The organism is Catenulispora sp. GAS73, assembly GCF_041262085.1.
Classification (GTDB): domain Bacteria; phylum Actinomycetota; class Actinomycetes; order Streptomycetales; family Catenulisporaceae; genus Catenulispora.
The window spans coordinates 106991-122426 of record NZ_JBGCCM010000012.1; the positions used below are offsets into that span (position 1 = coordinate 106991).

Consider the following 15436-nt stretch of genomic DNA (forward strand, 5'->3'; position numbering starts at 1 on the left):
CTCCCGCACGGTGTGCATAGCCTGCACCCATGCCCTTCGACATCAAGATCGTCGAGTACGGCGACGACTTCAGCGACGCGGTCGACGTCACCTTCAGCCGCCCGGCCCAGCGGGGCCGCGGCGCCTTCCGCCGGCAGATCTTCGCCGACGAGATCGCCGCCGGCCGGGTCATCGGCGCCTACGACGGCGACCGCGTGGTCGGCACGTTCGCGAACTTCCGCAACACCGTCTCGGTCCCGGGCGGCGCCGCGGTCCCGGCCGCCGCGGTCACGTCCGTCAGCGTCGCGCAGACGCACCGCCGCCGCGGCATCCTGTCCGCGATGATCGCCACCGCCCTGCGGCAGTCCGCGGACGCCGGCGAGCCGCTGTCGATCCTGATCCCCGCCGAGTGGCCGATCTACGGCCGCTTCGGCTACGGCCACGCCACCGACGAGACCTCCTACCGCTTCGACAGCAAGCGCTGCGCCGTCTCCAGGCCGCTGCCGGGCACCGTGGACTACGCCTCGGCCCAGGAGTGGGTCGAGGAACTGCCGGCCGCCTACGACCGCCTCCGAGCCACCACTCCGGGCGCGATCGAGTACCGCAACCGCCTCTGGGAGCGTGACGCCGGCCTGCTGACCCACGACGGCAAGCCGACCGACAAGGAAAAGCTCTTCGCGCTCTACCGGGACGAGTCCGGGACGGTTCGCGGCGGCGTGACCTACTCGGTCAAGGAAGGCGACTGGAACGGCTTCGTCGCCAACGACCGCGCCGAGGCGGAGATGCTGGCCGAGGACTCCACGGCCCGCGTCCGCCTGCTCCAGTTCATGTGGGAGCAGGACTGGATCACCACGTTCGACGTCGAGACCTTCCCGGCCGACGACAGCTGGCGGCACCTGATGGCCAACCCGCGGTTCGCGCGCGAGACATCGCGCCACGACGTCCTGTGGGCCCGCGTGCTCGACGTCCCGGCGGCGCTGGAGGCGCGCACCTACGAGACCGAGGGCCGCCTGGTCCTGGCCGTCACCGACCCGGCGGGGTTCGCCGAGGGCGTGTACGTGCTCGAAGGCGGTCCGGCTGGCGCGACCGTGAAGCGCAGCACTGAGAACCCCGACGTGACGCTGCCGGTGCAGACCCTCGGCGCGCTCTACTTCGGCCACCACGCCGCCACCGCGCTGGCCCGGGTCGGGGAGATCACCGAGGAGAGAGCCGGCGCGCTGGCGCTCGCGGACCGCATGTTCAAGACCGCGATCCCGCCGTACTGCGCCACATGGTTCTAATCAACCGGCCCCGGCTTGGTCGCCCGCTCGTCGATCTCCATCCACGACTGCGGCCTGGTCACCGGGTAGAACCCGGCCTTGGCGTACGTCGAGTGCTTGTCCTTCGTCGCGAGCAGGAACCGGTTGATGCCGATCGCCTTCAGGTCCGCCACGATCTCCCGCGACAGCCACGGCCCGATCCCCTTGCCGCGGTAAGCCTCGTCCACGTAGACGTCGCAGAAGTACGCGAAGGTCGCGTGGTCGGTGATCACCCGGGTCACTCCGACCATGGTCTCCCGGTCGGCGTAGACGCCGTAGACGTGCGAGCCCTCCAGCGAGCGTTCGACGGCGTCGCGCGGGCGTCCGGCGCCCCACCACGATTCCTCGCCGATCCAGCGGTAGACCTTGTCGGCGTCGACCAGCGCCGGGTCGTCGCTGATGAACAGTCCGTCCTCGCGCGTCACGTCCATGATGGAAAGTCGATCACACCGCCGGTACCGCGGCCAAAAGCCAAAGACGGAAAAGTGGCCCGGTCTCGATGGACGAGACCGGGCCACTGAAGGAAAGACGGAAAATCAGTCGCGGCCCTTCTGCTTGCCGCGCCGCGAGCCGAACACGATCTCGTCCCACGACGGCACCGTGGCCCGCCGCCCCGGCCGCACGCCGTCGGCCTCGGCCTGGCGGTCGGTGGTCCCGACCATCCGCTCCCGGTGCGGGGAGATGGTACGCGGGCCGAAGATCGCGTCGTCGAAGGCCGATCCGGCGGACTGCCCGGCCACCGCGGCGATCGGGGCGCGGGAGTCTCCGGCGTCCAGGAAGTCGAAGTCCTCGTCGGGGCTCGCGGTCTGGGACGGCACGCCCGCGGTGCCGTTGGCGGCGGCCGAGGCCGACGCCGACACCGCGGCGGACGACGCGGCCGAGGCCGACGCCGAAGCCGGCATCGACGACGGGTGCCGCTCCACCGACGCGGTCCGCTCCGCGGCCGTGCGCTCGCGCTCACGATCCCGTTCGCGCTCCCGCTCCAGCGCGCCGCCGGAGCCGTTCGAGCCGTTCGAGGAGGAGGTCTCGGCCGGGCGCCGGCGGGCCTCCAGGTGCACCAGCGAGCCGCCGGCCGAGGAGCCGTTGGCGGCCGGCGCGGGGCCCGGCACAACAGTTCCGCCGGAGAGCACGGAGGCGGCGACGAACGGGAACATCGGTTCGGCGGCGGCGATCGCGGCGGCGTCCGAGGACAGCAGGCGCGCCTCGTCGTCCTCGGGGGTCACCAGCCGGCGCGGCGGGTCGAAGGCCCACAGCGCCTCGTACGTCTCACCGGAGATCTTGTAGACGGCCTGCACCGTCCAGGTGCCGTCCTCGCGGCGCCAGGAGTCCCAGCGCACCGCGGTCGGGTCCTCGGCCCCGCGCTTGGTCAGCCGTTCGAAGACGATCTCCCCGAGCTTCTGCCCGTGGTTCTCGCCCTGCCGGCGCACCTGCGTGTTCTGAGCCTTTTCCGCCATGAAGGCGCGTTCGGCCAGGATCGGGCCCTCGAAGCGGCGGATGCGCTCGACGGAGATGCCGCAGGCGTCTGCGACCTCCTGCGCGGTGGCGCCCGCGCGGATGCGGGACTGGATGTCCCGGGGGCGCAGCTGCCCTTCTGCCTCTATCTCGATCTGGCCCAGCCGGGCCCGATCGCCGCGCACGGCGGCCCGCAACCGCTCGTCGATGGTCAGATGGAATTCCTGGCCGTCGTTAGAGCGCAGCACAAGTCGCTGACCGTCGCTGGTGACGGCCATGACGCGGAGCTCAGTCACGAGCGGACCTCCCTTCGACGAGTGCTGCCAGCTAGACCGTACTGCATCGACACGCCGATCGGGTACGGGAAACGGATGAGGTCGCCCGGACAGCAAGGGTTGTCGGTCATTTGTCGTACGCCGTCCAGTTGTGGGATGTCAGTTCTGTGACCCCCCGCGGGGCCACCCCTCCCGCCTTGAACCGGGTACATTCCCAGACATCATGGTCGCCAATCCTCATCTTCCGGTTCTTCTGGATCTCTTAGGTGTCTTCGCCGCGGCGGTGGCGGGGGCTTTCGCGGGTCTGCGCAAGGGCCTTGATCTGGTCGGCATCCTCGTCATCGCGGTCGCGTCATCACTCGGAGGAGGGATGATCCGCGACGCCCTGATCGGGGCCACCCCGGTGGCCGCGATCCAGGACTGGCGCTATTTCGCCGTGGCACTGGCGGCGACCGCGGCAGTGCTCCTGGTGACCAGCCGCCGAATGAGTGATTCGAAACTGAAATCGGCGATAGAGGAAGTGCGCGGAAGGGCGGTCCGCTTTGACCGCGTCGCGGTGATCGCCGATGCCCTGACCCTTGGTCTGTTCGCGGTCTCCGGAACTCTCAAAGCATTGGATTACCATCTGCCGGTCTTCCAGGCCGCGCTGCTCGGCACGGTCACCGCGACCGGCGGCGGGGTGGTGCGGGACGTGCTGGTCAACGAGGTCCCGATGGTGCTGCAGCGGGAGCTGTACGCGGTGCCGGCGTTCGTCGGGGGACTGCTGTTCGGACTGGTGGAGCGGCACGGGTTCGTGGTCCAGGGCTACCTGGCCGCCGCGGCGTCGGTGGCGATCACCGCGGCCATCCGGTTGGTCGCGGTCTGGCGGGACTGGCACGCGCCTCGCCCCGGCGCAGTCGCATAGCGCCGGGGCGAGGCGGTAGGGCCCTGATACAGCTGTTCTACGTGGGCTTTCTCACAGGGTGATCCCCTAACCCGACATTCCGCGGTCAAAGATTGGTCGGCGGTTCGGGCGTCTCAGTTCAGGACGTGGGTCGTCCAGTTCGAGCGGTCTGTGCCGAGCGAGGTGATCTGATCGAGCAGCCCCTTGGCGCCGCCGACGGATTCCAGCGGGTCCACGCCACTGGCGCCGTCATGGCTGTCCAGAACGCAGATCCGCAAGCCTTTGGAGTCCTTGCAGGCGTCCGTGCTGGCCGGGGGCCCTGACTTGCCACCCTGGGGGTCCGTCGAGCCGACGGGCATGACCACGATGCTGAAGCTGATGAACCTGCTCTTGCCGTCGCCGAAATCCAGCGTCGTCCGGGCTGCGGGCGGATTCTGTCCGACCACGATCGGGTCAGCCAGTGAGGCGGCGCCGAGCGTGGCGCCCTTCGGCACGCCGTCGATGTGGATCGGCAGGGGCACGGCGGAACCGTTGGCGGTCACCGAATCGGCGACTTTGACCAGCATCGCCTGCAGTTGGGCGCCGTGGATCTTGTTGAAGGCGACGAGCGTGAACCAGGACCCGGATGCCGTCTGCCACTGCAGCCTGTCTGCGATTTCGGTGCCGTCACCGTCGTGCACGATGTACGCCTTCGGACTCCCCTTGACCTTCACCTCTGTCGTGGTCTCCGGCGGTACCGGCTTCAGCTCGGTGGCGGACGAGGACAGCTGCAGCTCCGCCGGGATCAGGTCACCGGGTTTTTGGCTGGGCAGCATCGGCTTGGTCTGCAAGATGACGGTCGTGAGGCCCGAGCCCAGGACGTGCGTCGCCACCTGGTAGCCGTCCGGCACGTATCCGAAGGAGGCGACCTCGCTGAGCGGGTCGGTACCGGCGGTGAGGTCTCCGGACCCCGCGCTCATGGTCGCGGGCCGCTCCGCCGGCGACGTCCCGCCGAGCCCGTTCGCCACCAGCGCGCAGGCCGCGACCAGCGCCAGTCCGCCGCCGATCGGTGCCAGCCGGGCTGTGGCGATCCGGCGCCGGCCGTCGGCGCGGGCACGGCCGATGTCGACGGTGGTGGGCGGCGCGTCGGCGTACTCGGCGTCCGCCAGTTCTTCGAGCGAGGTCTTCAAGTGCTGATTCACAGCAATCCCTCCATCGCGGGGATCAGATTGGGGTCGAGAAGGGTGCGCAGCGTCGCCAGGCCGCGGGTGGACTGGCTCTTGACGGTGCCGGTCGAGCAGCTCATGATCTGGGCGGTCTGTTCGACCGACAGGTCGCAGTAGAAGCGCAGGACCACGGTGGCGCGCTGCCGCGGGGGCAGCTTCGCCAGCGCCGTCTTCAGGTCCAGTCCGAGCGCCAGGTCGCCGAGCGCGGCCGGGTCCGGCTCCGGATCGGCGGCGTGCCCGCCCCCGAAGCGGTGCAGGACCGTCCACTTGGCCCAGCCGGAGCGCTGCTCGGCCAGGTAGGTGTTGACCAGCGTGCGGCGGGCGTAGCCGTCGATGTTGTCGACCCGCCGGGCCCGGTGCCAGTGCGTGTAGAGCTTGGTGATCGTGCTCTGCACCAGGTCGTCGGCGCGGTGCCAGTCGCCGCACAGCAGATAGGCGACTCGGCGCAGCCAGGCCTGCCGGGCGCTGGCGTACTCGGTGAACTCGGCGTCGCGGTCGGGCGTCGCCATAGGCCTCCCCCTCGGTGGATGTGTTATCCGGACAGTCACCTGATGCGTCCGGGTGCGCGAGGGGTTGCATGCGAGTAGCGCCGTGCTTCGGCACGGCGCTACTGCGTTCGGCGCGTACGCCGATCGGTCGAACGGCCGGTCAGCCGTTCAGTCGATGACCAGGTTGATCTCGGGCTGGTCCGCCCCCAGGTCCAGGTAGCACGCGCCCGGCTCCACGTACTCCGTCCCGCCGGGGCCGTTGATGTGGATCCCGGTGAACACCGCCACGTGCACCGGCAGGGAGTTGCCCTCACGCAGCACGCTGATCACCTTGTGCGTGTCCGCGGTGATGACGTCGCGGGCGATCCGGGTGAGCCCGGCCAGGTCCGGCACCGGACCGTCCGGCAGGAACGGCGGGATGCGGTCGCGGAGCATGCTCTGCTCCGGGTCGGCCAGGTCCAGGAACGGGTAGTCGCCGGTCGGGGCGTTGTCCCCGCGCAGCTCGTCGTGCAGGGCCATCAGGGCGCCGCAGGTGTGCGAGACGCCGGGGACGCCGGGGCGCTCGACGTTGCCGATCACGCCGTGCGTGTCGATCCCGATGTGCGGGAGCGCCACCAGGACGAAGCGCCGGACGCCGTCCTCCACCGGGGCGTGGCCCGAGGCGGCCAGGATGCCGGTGCGGCCCAGCACGATCATCCCGGCCAGGCCGGCCATGTTGAAGCCGGCGCCCCAGGTGTCGTACAGGCGTGCGGTGATGGTCACCGCGAGCTCGTCCCGGCAGGTCGCGATCAGCGGGAGGGTGTTGGCGGCATGGAATCCGTGGGGCGCGAGCAGCTCGCGTGTGGCGCGCACGAAGCCGGTCGCCGGAATGGCGTCCGGGAACGTGGTGCGAAGGACCTTCGAGGCCGCTGTCGGGGTGCTGGTCTCTGGGTTCATGGGCACAGTATCCATTGGGACGATTGTCACAAGGCCCGCGCCCCCGAGCCAGCGGCCACCCGGGTGAGCGTGCTCACAGCACGCTCCGGACCGCGCACGTCCTCGCAGGTCCGCACACGTGTGGCGCACCCCGGGTTGGTACCGTGCGACGGCACCCACTAGAGTGTCTTGATGTCGAGATACTTTCCGCAAGCGAGAGCTGGGCCATGGCAATGACCTCCAAGAACAGCTTCGGCGCCCGCGACACCCTCGCGGTGGGCGCGCAGTCGTACGAGATCTTCCGCATCGGGGCCGTCGAGGGCTCCGAGCGCCTCCCCTTCAGCCTGAAGGTGCTGCTGGAGAACCTCCTGCGCACCGAGGACGGCGCCAACGTCACCGCTTCCCAGATCCAGGCCCTGGGGCAGTGGGACCCGAACGCCCAGCCGGACACCGAGATCCAGTTCACGCCGGCGCGCGTGATCATGCAGGACTTCACCGGCGTCCCCTGCGTGGTCGACCTGGCCACCATGCGCGAGGCCGTGGCCGAGCTCGGCGGCGACCCGGCGAAGATCAACCCGCTGGCCCCGGCCGAGCTGGTGATCGACCACTCGGTGATCGCCGACGTCTTCGGCCGCCCGGACGCCTTCGAGCGCAACGTCGAGATCGAGTACGGCCGCAACCGCGAGCGCTACCAGTTCCTGCGCTGGGGCCAGACCGCCTTCGACGAGTTCAAGGTGGTCCCGCCCGGCACCGGCATCGTGCACCAGGTGAACATCGAGCACCTGGCGCGCGTCGTCTTCGACCGCAACGGTCAGGCCTACCCCGACACCCTGGTCGGCACCGACTCGCACACCACGATGGTCAACGGCCTGGGCGTGCTGGGCTGGGGCGTGGGCGGCATCGAGGCCGAGGCCGCGATGCTCGGCCAGCCGGTCAGCATGCTGATCCCGCGCGTGGTCGGCTTCAAGCTGCACGGCGAGCTGCCCGCCGGCGCCACCGCCACCGACCTGGTGCTCACCATCACCGAGATGCTGCGCAAGCACGGCGTCGTCGGCAAGTTCGTGGAGTTCTACGGCGCCGGCGTCGCGGCCGTCCCGCTGGCCAACCGCGCCACCATCGGCAACATGTCGCCGGAGTTCGGCTCGACCTGCGCCATCTTCCCGATCGACGACGAGACCATCAGCTACCTGAAGCTCACCGGCCGCTCCGAGGAGCAGCTGGCGCTGGTCGAGGCCTACGCCAAGGCGCAGGGCCTGTGGCACGACGCGGCCAAGGAGCCGGTCTACTCCGAGTACCTGGAGCTGGACCTGGCCAGCGTGGTCCCCTCGATCGCCGGCCCGAAGCGCCCGCAGGACCGCGTGGTGCTGGCCGAGGCGAAGGACAAGTTCGCCGAGGTGCTGCCGACCTACGCCGCGCAGGGCACCAAGCCGACCCCGGTCACGATGGAGGACGGCACCCAGGTCGTCATCGACAACGGCGCGGTCGTGATCGCCTCGATCACCTCGTGCACCAACACCTCGAACCCGCAGGTGATGATCGGCGCCGCGCTGCTGGCGAAGAGCGCGGTGGAGAAGGGCCTGCACGCCAAGCCGTGGGTCAAGACCACTCTGGCGCCCGGCTCGAAGGTCGTCTCCGACTACTACGAGCGCGCGGGCCTGACGCCGTACCTGGACAAGCTCGGCTTCAACCTGGTCGGCTACGGCTGCGTCACCTGCATCGGCAACTCCGGCCCGCTGCCGGAGCCGGTCAGCAAGGCGGTCAACGAGGCGGACCTGGCGGTGGTGTCGGTGCTGTCCGGCAACCGCAACTTCGAGGGCCGCATCAACCCGGACGTGAAGATGAACTACCTCGCGTCCCCGCCGCTGGTCGTCGCCTACGCCATCGCCGGCACCATGGACTTCGACTTCGAGAACGAGCCGCTGGGCTACGACGGTGACGAGAAGCCGGTGTTCCTGAAGGACATCTGGCCCTCCACGCAGGAGATCCAGTCGGTCATCGAGCAGGCCATCACCGCCGAGATGTTCGCCAAGGACTACTCGGACGTCTTCCACGGCGACGAGCGCTGGCGCTCGCTGCCCACCCCGACCGGCAACGTCTTCGAGTGGGACACGGACTCCACCTACGTCCGCAAGCCCCCGTACTTCGAGGGCATGTCCGCCGAGCCGTCGCCGGTCGCCGACATCCACGGCGCCCGCGTCCTGGCCAAGCTCGGCGACTCGGTGACCACCGACCACATCAGCCCGGCCGGCTCCATCAAGGCCGACAGCCCGGCCGGCAAGTACCTGGCCGAGCACGGCGTGGGCCCCCGCGACTTCAACAGCTACGGCAGCCGCCGCGGCAACCACGAGGTGATGATCCGCGGCACCTTCGCGAACATCCGCCTGCGCAACCAGCTCCTCGACGGCGTCGAGGGCGGCTTCACGAAGAACCTCCTGTCCGGCGAGCAGACCACCATCTACGACGCCTCCCAGGCCTACCAGGCCGCCGGCGTCCCGCTGGTCGTCCTCGCGGGCAAGGAGTACGGCTCGGGCTCGTCCCGCGACTGGGCCGCGAAGGGCACGGCGCTGCTCGGCGTGAAGGCGGTCGTCGCCGAGAGCTACGAGCGCATCCACCGCTCCAACCTGATCGGCATGGGCGTCGTCCCGCTGCAGTACCCGGCGGGCCAGAACGCGGAGTCGCTCGGCCTGACCGGCGAGGAGACCTTCGAGATCACCGGCCTGGAGGAGCTGAACGACGGCACCACCCCGCGCACGGTGAAGGTGAAGGCCGGCGCTGTGGAGTTCGACGCGGTGGTCCGCATCGACACCCCCGGTGAGGCCGACTACTACCGCAACGGCGGGATCATGCAGTACGTGCTGCGGAACCTGCTGAAGAAGTAAGCGGGAGCCCGCTGACGCAGCCCTCGGCCCGGTCGGGTCGGGGGCTGCTTTATGCTCCCGGCATGGTTGATGATCGCGTTGCGGCAGCGGTATACGAGCACGTCCGGGCGTTCAGCAAAGGCGATCTCCCGGCCCTGATGGCCGGCCTGGCCGACGACACGGTCTGGATCACCGGCCGGACGACGGTACGAGGCCGCGCCGAGCTGGAGCCGTTCTTCCGCGAGGCGATCGCCGGCCTGCATCCGACGCTGGTGGTGGAGAGCCTGCTGGTCGACCGGGACCGGGCGGCGTGCCAGCTGACCGAGACCCTGGTGTGGGACGGCGCGGAGCAGTCCTTCTCGATCGCAGCGTTCTTCACGCTTCGCGACGGGCTGATCGTGACGGCGAAGGTGTATCGCGAGGGCACGGCCGAGCTGGACTGAGTTCAGCGTTCAGCGTTCAGCCCAGCCGCCGCAGCTCGCCGGCGGCGACCAGAGCCCAGTGCCGGTCGGGGCCCAAAGCCGCGCGGGTGAACCACATTCGCGCCTCGGGGACGTCGCGGCGGCGGTAGGCGACGACGCCGAGGAAGACCATCGCGGCCGGGGCGGTGTCGGGGTCGCCGATGGCGGCGACCGCGAGGAACGACAGGCGGGCGCCTGGGAGGTCGCCTTCGGTGTAGGCGTACATGGCGCCGTCGAAGAAGGCTCGGGCTTCCTTGCGCAGGACGCGCGGGATGTTCGGCGGCGGGTTCAGTGAGCGGGCTATAGCGGCGTGCGCGTCGACGGGTTCGTCGGCCGGGACGGCAGGCGGCTCCTCAGAGCCCAGCGGTACGAAGGGTTCCTCGGGTTCTTCGGGCTCTTCTGGTTTCGCCAGCTCCTCAGGTTTGTCCGCTTCCTCAGGCCTTTCCGGCTCGTCGCCGTTATCGTCATCGTCGTCGTCAGGGGCGTCATCCGGGGACATGCCGTCTTCTTACCCGCGGCTTAACCCCGTTCCCCGATTCTGACGGTGTGAGCATCGACCAGAACAGATCCGCCGTCGCGCACCTGCTGCGGCGTGCCGGGTTCGGCGCGAGCGGGGCGGAGATCGACGCCGCCGCGAAGGCCGGGTACGAGGCGACCGTGGCCGCGCTCCTGACGCCGGCCGGCGCCGATCCCGGCGTCGCCGCGACGCCGCCGCCCGACTTCCCGGCGATGAAGGTGCCCAAGAAGGGCAGCGCGCAGGCCGACTACCAGATGGTCGGCTGGTGGCTGGCGCGGATGGCCGCGGTCACGCAGCCGTTGGTGGAGAAGCGAACCTTCTTCTTCCACGGGCACTTCGCGACCTCCGTCCAGAAGGTCGCCAGCCCCGGGTTCATGGTCCAGCAGAACCAGACCATGCGGACCCTCGGCGGCGGCGACTTCGCCGCGCTGGCGCACGCGATGGTCCGGGACCCGGCGATGATGCTGTGGCTGGACAGCGCCGGCAACACGCTCAAGGCCCCGAACGAGAACCTGGCGCGCGAGCTGATGGAGCTCTTCACGCTCGGTGTCGGCAACTACACCGAGGACGACGTCCGCGCCGGGGCCCGCGCCCTCACCGGCTGGCGCCTGGACGCCTCCGGCAAGGCCACGCTCGTGCCCAAGCTGCACGACGACACCCCCAAGACCATCCTGGGCAAGACCGCCGACTTCGACGACACCTCGTTCGTCGACTGGATCCTGCAGCAGCCGGCCTCGCCGAAGTTCGTCACCGGCCGCTTCTGGGACCGGTTCGGCATGCCGGGCCCGATCCCGCCGGACGTCTCGGGCCGCCTGCTCGCCGCCTACGGCCCGAACCGCGACCTCACCGCGCTTCTCAAAGCCCTGTTTCTCGATCCGGTCTTCCGCGGCCCGCAGGCGCGCTACGCCTTGGTGAAACAGCCCACTGAGTACGTCGTCGGCGTTCTCAGGGCCCTGCGGATCAAGATCGACGCCGGTCCCGACTCCAAGGACAACCAGACCCTGCGCGCCGCGCTCAACGGCCTGGGCCAACTGCCCTTCTACCCGCCGAACGTCGGCGGCTGGCCCGAGGGCTCGGCCTGGCTCACCACCGCCGCGGCGCAGACCCGCTTCGGCTTCGCGGAGTGGGCGGTGACCAAGGGCGACCTGTCGCAGGTCGAGAACAGCAGCCCGTCGCAGCGCATCGACGCCGTCGCGCACCTGCTCGGAATCGACGCCTTCAGCGACCGCAGCACCACCGCCCTCACCGAGGTGGTGGCCGACCCCAAGCAGCTGGTCACCCTGGCGCTGCTGGCGCCCGAGTACCTCGTGAACTGACGACCGGAATCCGTACTGACGACCGGAACCTAAGGACTCGAACATGGACACCGTGACCCGCCGCCGCTTCCTGGAGTTGTCCGGCGTCATGTCCACCGGCGCGTTCGCGGCGGCCTGCTCGTCGTCGCACGGCCACCCGGTCGGCGCCCCGGCCCTGACGCCCGGCGGCCCGACGACCTCCGGCGCGCAGCTCGGCGCGGCCGCCCAGCACGCGCCGCTGGCCCCGGGCTCGGGCGTGCTGGTGCTGGTGACGCTCTACGGCGGGAACGACGGCCTCAACACCGTGATCCCGTACGCCGATCCCGCCTACAACAGCTCCCGCCCCGACCTCGCCTACAGCGCCGGCCAGGTTCTCGACCTCGGCGACGGTCTGGGCTTCAACCCGGCGATGACCGGCCTGCACGAGCTGTGGCAGCGCAAGCTGTGCGCCGTGGTGCGCGGCGTCGGCTACCCGCAGCCCAACCACAGCCACTTCGTCTCCATGGACATCTGGCAGACCGCGACGCCCGGCGAGCCCACCGGCTCGGGCTGGCTCGGCCGCTGGCTGGACGCCCAGCCCGACGACCAGATCAGGGCGCTGCGCGCGATCTCGGTCGGCGGCACGCTCCCGCCGCTGCTCGGCGGCGCCAAGACCGCCGGCAGCTCGCTGCCGATCGGCCAGTTCCGGCTGCCCAAGCCCGGTCCGCTGGACACCGGCTTCATGGGCCTGGGACAGCCCTCGGCGCAGGACTCCACGCTGGCCGCGTACGCCGCGCGCGACGTCTCCGACCTGTTCACCGTCGCCAAGACCTTCAGCCCGGCGCTGGCCTCGGCGAAGAACGCCGCCGGGAGCGCCCAGACCGGCAAGACCGCCGCCGGCGGCGCGGGTGGCGCAGGCGGAGCCGCCAAGGCCGCGAAAAGCTCAGCACTCGCTCAACAACTCGACATCGTCGCCGAGTGCATCAACGCCTCGGTGCCGACCCGGGTCTACAGCGTCAGCCTCGGCGGCTTCGACACGCACAGTGCCGAGAAGGGCACGCAGTCGACGCTGTGGGGCGAGGTCGACAAGGCGGTCACGGACTTCCAGAACTCGATCGCCGGCGGACCCCACGGCAAGGACGTGGTCACCGTGCTGTACACCGAGTTCGGCCGCCGCGTGCACGCCAACGCCAACCAGGGCACCGACCACGGCACGGCCGGCCCCGTCCTGGTCATCGGCGAGCCGGTGAACGGCGGCTTCTACGGCGAGCAGCCCTCGCTCACCGACCTGGACAACGGCGACCTGAAGTTCAGCACCGACTTCCGCAGCGTCTACGCGACGTTGCTGGACAAGGTGCTCGGCGCGGACCCGGCGCAGATCCTCGGCCAGGACCAGCCCCGCATCGCGTTCCTGTGACGACCGCGTTTGTCTGACAGGCCCCCGCAACCGCCGCCGCCCCCGGGCTTCGGCGCCGCCCCGCAGCGCCCGGCGGCGCCGAACTCGCGTTCGCACCGCTGTGAACACGCTGCGAGGGCCATGTGAAGATCATGTACAAGGCGGGGGAAGCGCCAGGGCGGCGCTCGGACCAGGCTTAGACTCTCTGCCGTATAACTGGAACCCAGGAGTGTTGTTTCAAGTTCAACAGAAGGAGGATCGGGTGGCACTGCTGGAGGCGATCCAGGGTCCGCGCGATCTGGACAAGCTCAGCTCCGAGCAGCTCGTCGAGCTCGCCGCGGAGATCCGTGCTTACCTGATCCCGACTGTGGCGAAGACGAGCGGGCACATCGGCCCGAACCTGGGGGTGGTGGAGCTCACCATCGCGCTGCACCGGGTCTTCGACTCGCCCAAGGACACCATCCTGTGGGACGTGGGCCACCAGGCCTACGTGCACAAGCTCCTCACCGGCCGCCAGGACTTCTCCGCGCTGCGGCACGCCGGCGGCCTGTCCGGCTACCCGGCGCGCGCGGAGTCCGAGCACGACGTGATCGAGAACTCCCACGCCTCCACCGCGCTGGCCTACGCCGACGGCATCGCCAAGGCGCACCAGGTGCGCGGCGTCACCGACCGGCAGGTCGTGGCGGTGATTGGGGACGGCGCGCTGACCGGCGGCATGGCCTGGGAGGCGCTGAACAACATCGCCGCGGCCAAGGACCGCCCGGTGATCATCGTGGTCAACGACAACGAGCGCTCCTACTCCCCGACCATCGGCGGCCTGGCCGACCACCTGGCGACCCTGCGCACCACCCAGGGCTACGAGCGCTTCCTGGAGTGGGGCCGCGGCATGCTCGGCCGCACCCCGGTCATCGGCACCCCGCTGTACGAGGCGCTGCACGGCGTCAAGAAGGGCCTGAAGGACATCGTCGCCCCGCAGGGGATGTTCGAGGACCTGGGCCTGAAGTACGTCGGCCCGGTCGACGGCCACGACATCGCCGGCATGGAGGCCGCGCTGCGCCGGGCCCGGCACTACCACGGACCGGTGATCGTGCACGCGATCACCCGCAAGGGCGAGGGCTACCCGGCCGCCCGCAACAACGTCAACGACCAGCTGCACCAGGTCGCCGTGGACAGCGACCCGGAGACCGGGCAGCCGCTGGTCCCCTCCGGCACGTCCTGGACCTCGGTGTTCGCCGACGAGATGGTGAAGGTCGGGGCCGAGCGCGACGACGTGGTCGGCATCACCGCGGCCATGCTGCACCCGGTGGGCCTGGCCAAGTTCGCCGAGCGGCACCCGGACCGGATCTTCGACGTCGGCATCGCCGAGCAGCACGCGGTCACCTCCGCCTGCGGCATGGCCTTCGCCGGCCTGCACCCGGTGGTGGCGATCTACGCGACCTTCCTCAACCGCGCCTTCGACCAGGTCCTGATGGACGCCGCGCTGCACAACGCGGGCGTCACCTTCGTCGCCGACCGGGCCGGCGTCACCGGCAACGACGGCGCCAGCCACAACGGCATGTGGGACATGTCGATCTTCCAGGTGGTGCCCCGGCTGCGGATCGCCGCCCCGCGCGACGGCTCACAGCTGCGGGCCCAGCTGCGCGAGGCGCTGGACGTCGCGGACGCGCCGACCATGATCCGCTTCTCCAAGGGCACGGTCTGCGAGGACATCCCGGCGGTGGCCAAGGCCGGCTCGATGGACGTGCTGCGCACCACCGCGGGCACCGAGCTGGCCCCGGACGTGCTGATCGTCAGCGTCGGAGCGATGGCCCAGGTCTGCCTGGACGTCGCCGAACGGCTGGCCGACCAGGGCATCGGCGCCACCGTGGTGGACCCGCGCTGGGTCAAGCCGGTGGATCCGGCGGTCGTGATGCTGGCCGCCGAGCACCGCCTGGTGGTCACCGTCGAGGACAACGTCCGGGTCGGCGGCGTCGGCTGCGTGGTCGCCCAGGCGCTGCGCGACGCCGGCGTGCACACCCCGCTGCGCGACTTCGGCGTGCCGGCGGAGTTCCTGGACCACGCCAACCGCGGCGAGGTGCTGGAGCAGATCGGCCTGACCGGCCAGCGCGTCGCGCACGAGGTCGTCGGTCTGGTCGCGGGTCTGGGCAGCGCGGTCGCGGCCGACCGCGCCACGGCTTCCAACGGCTCGGCCAACGGTTCGCCCAACGGCTCGGCACCGAAAGTCACGACCCGGTAGCAGTCTGCTGATCTGTAACAGAAATGGAGATCTAGGGGGGTTACCTCCCCGGGCACGGTCAAGGGGGAGGTAACCTCTGTTCCATGGGCGGCGAGGCATAGCAAGGCGATGGTCGCTACCGACGCTCCCACACGATCCGGGCCGGGCTTGCAGGAGCCGCCCCGGCCGGGGTCCTCATGGCTCCGGCGGGCCTGGTGCT

At 70.3% G+C, this 15436-nt stretch carries 13 protein-coding genes; 7 read left to right on the forward strand and 6 right to left on the reverse strand.

What is annotated here, in order from left to right; genetic code table 11:
• Positions 1 to 29 precede the first annotated feature (29 nt).
• Positions 30 to 1259 carry a GNAT family N-acetyltransferase gene (locus tag ABH935_RS19660; RefSeq protein ID WP_370379359.1) on the forward strand — a complete coding sequence of 410 codons (1230 nt, stop codon included), beginning with the start codon at positions 30 to 32 and terminating at the stop codon, positions 1257 to 1259.
• Here ABH935_RS19660 and ABH935_RS19665 read toward each other — a convergent pair.
• Entirely contained in the window at positions 1256 to 1708 is a 453-nt protein-coding gene (locus tag ABH935_RS19665; RefSeq protein WP_370379360.1) for a GNAT family N-acetyltransferase, read from the reverse strand. The genes ABH935_RS19660 and ABH935_RS19665 overlap by 4 nt on opposite strands.
• A 105-nt stretch (positions 1709 to 1813) precedes the next feature.
• Positions 1814 to 3025: a septation protein SepH gene (sepH, locus tag ABH935_RS19670; RefSeq protein ID WP_370379361.1), complete on the reverse strand. Its 1212-nt coding sequence runs from the start codon at positions 3023 to 3025 to the stop codon at positions 1814 to 1816.
• 202 nt (positions 3026 to 3227) lie between these two features.
• Between sepH and ABH935_RS19675 the strand changes: the two genes are divergently transcribed.
• The gene (locus ABH935_RS19675) at positions 3228 to 3908 is read left to right on the forward strand and encodes a trimeric intracellular cation channel family protein (protein ID WP_370379362.1); all 681 of its coding nucleotides are present in this window, start codon (positions 3228 to 3230) and stop codon (positions 3906 to 3908) included.
• Between the two features lie 113 nt (positions 3909 to 4021).
• On the opposite strand, the gene ABH935_RS19680 is transcribed toward ABH935_RS19675, so the two are convergent.
• From ABH935_RS19680 to ABH935_RS19690, 3 genes are all read right to left on the reverse strand, one after another.
• On the reverse strand, positions 4022 to 5068 hold the full coding sequence (locus ABH935_RS19680) for a hypothetical protein (RefSeq protein ID WP_370379363.1): 1047 nt from the start codon (positions 5066 to 5068) through the stop codon (positions 4022 to 4024).
• Positions 5065 to 5601, reverse strand: a complete 537-nt coding sequence (locus tag ABH935_RS19685) for a SigE family RNA polymerase sigma factor (protein WP_370379364.1) — start codon at positions 5599 to 5601, stop codon at positions 5065 to 5067. Before ABH935_RS19685 ends, ABH935_RS19680 begins: the two co-directional genes overlap by 4 nt.
• Positions 5602 to 5748: 147 nt before the next feature.
• Positions 5749 to 6516 carry a hypothetical protein gene (locus ABH935_RS19690; protein ID WP_370379365.1) on the reverse strand — a complete coding sequence of 256 codons (768 nt, stop codon included), beginning with the start codon at positions 6514 to 6516 and terminating at the stop codon, positions 5749 to 5751.
• A 212-nt stretch (positions 6517 to 6728) separates the two neighbouring features.
• Here ABH935_RS19690 and acnA point away from each other — a divergent pair, with 212 nt between their 5' ends.
• Complete coding sequence (acnA, locus tag ABH935_RS19695; protein ID WP_370379493.1) at positions 6729 to 9374, forward strand: aconitate hydratase AcnA; 2646 nt, start codon at positions 6729 to 6731, stop codon at positions 9372 to 9374.
• Positions 9375 to 9436: 62 nt separating this feature from the next.
• A complete protein-coding gene (locus ABH935_RS19700) occupies positions 9437 to 9796 on the forward strand; it encodes a nuclear transport factor 2 family protein (RefSeq protein ID WP_370379366.1) in 360 nt (119 codons plus the stop codon).
• A 16-nt stretch (positions 9797 to 9812) separates the two neighbouring features.
• On the opposite strand, the gene ABH935_RS19705 is transcribed toward ABH935_RS19700, so the two are convergent.
• The gene (locus ABH935_RS19705; RefSeq protein WP_370379367.1) at positions 9813 to 10313 is read right to left on the reverse strand and encodes a hypothetical protein; all 501 of its coding nucleotides are present in this window, start codon (positions 10311 to 10313) and stop codon (positions 9813 to 9815) included.
• Positions 10314 to 10360: 47 nt separating this feature from the next.
• Between ABH935_RS19705 and ABH935_RS19710 the strand changes: the two genes are divergently transcribed.
• The 3 genes from ABH935_RS19710 (at position 10361) to dxs (ending at position 15237) form a co-directional block, all read left to right on the forward strand.
• The gene (locus ABH935_RS19710) at positions 10361 to 11647 is read left to right on the forward strand and encodes a DUF1800 family protein (protein ID WP_370379368.1); all 1287 of its coding nucleotides are present in this window, start codon (positions 10361 to 10363) and stop codon (positions 11645 to 11647) included.
• Between the two features lie 43 nt (positions 11648 to 11690).
• Positions 11691 to 13022, forward strand: a complete 1332-nt coding sequence (locus tag ABH935_RS19715; protein ID WP_370379369.1) for a DUF1501 domain-containing protein — start codon at positions 11691 to 11693, stop codon at positions 13020 to 13022.
• 241 nt (positions 13023 to 13263) lie between these two features.
• Positions 13264 to 15237, forward strand: coding sequence for a 1-deoxy-D-xylulose-5-phosphate synthase (gene dxs / locus ABH935_RS19720; RefSeq protein WP_370379370.1), 1974 nt, complete (start codon positions 13264 to 13266; stop codon positions 15235 to 15237).
• The last annotated feature ends 199 nt before the right edge of the window (positions 15238 to 15436 follow it).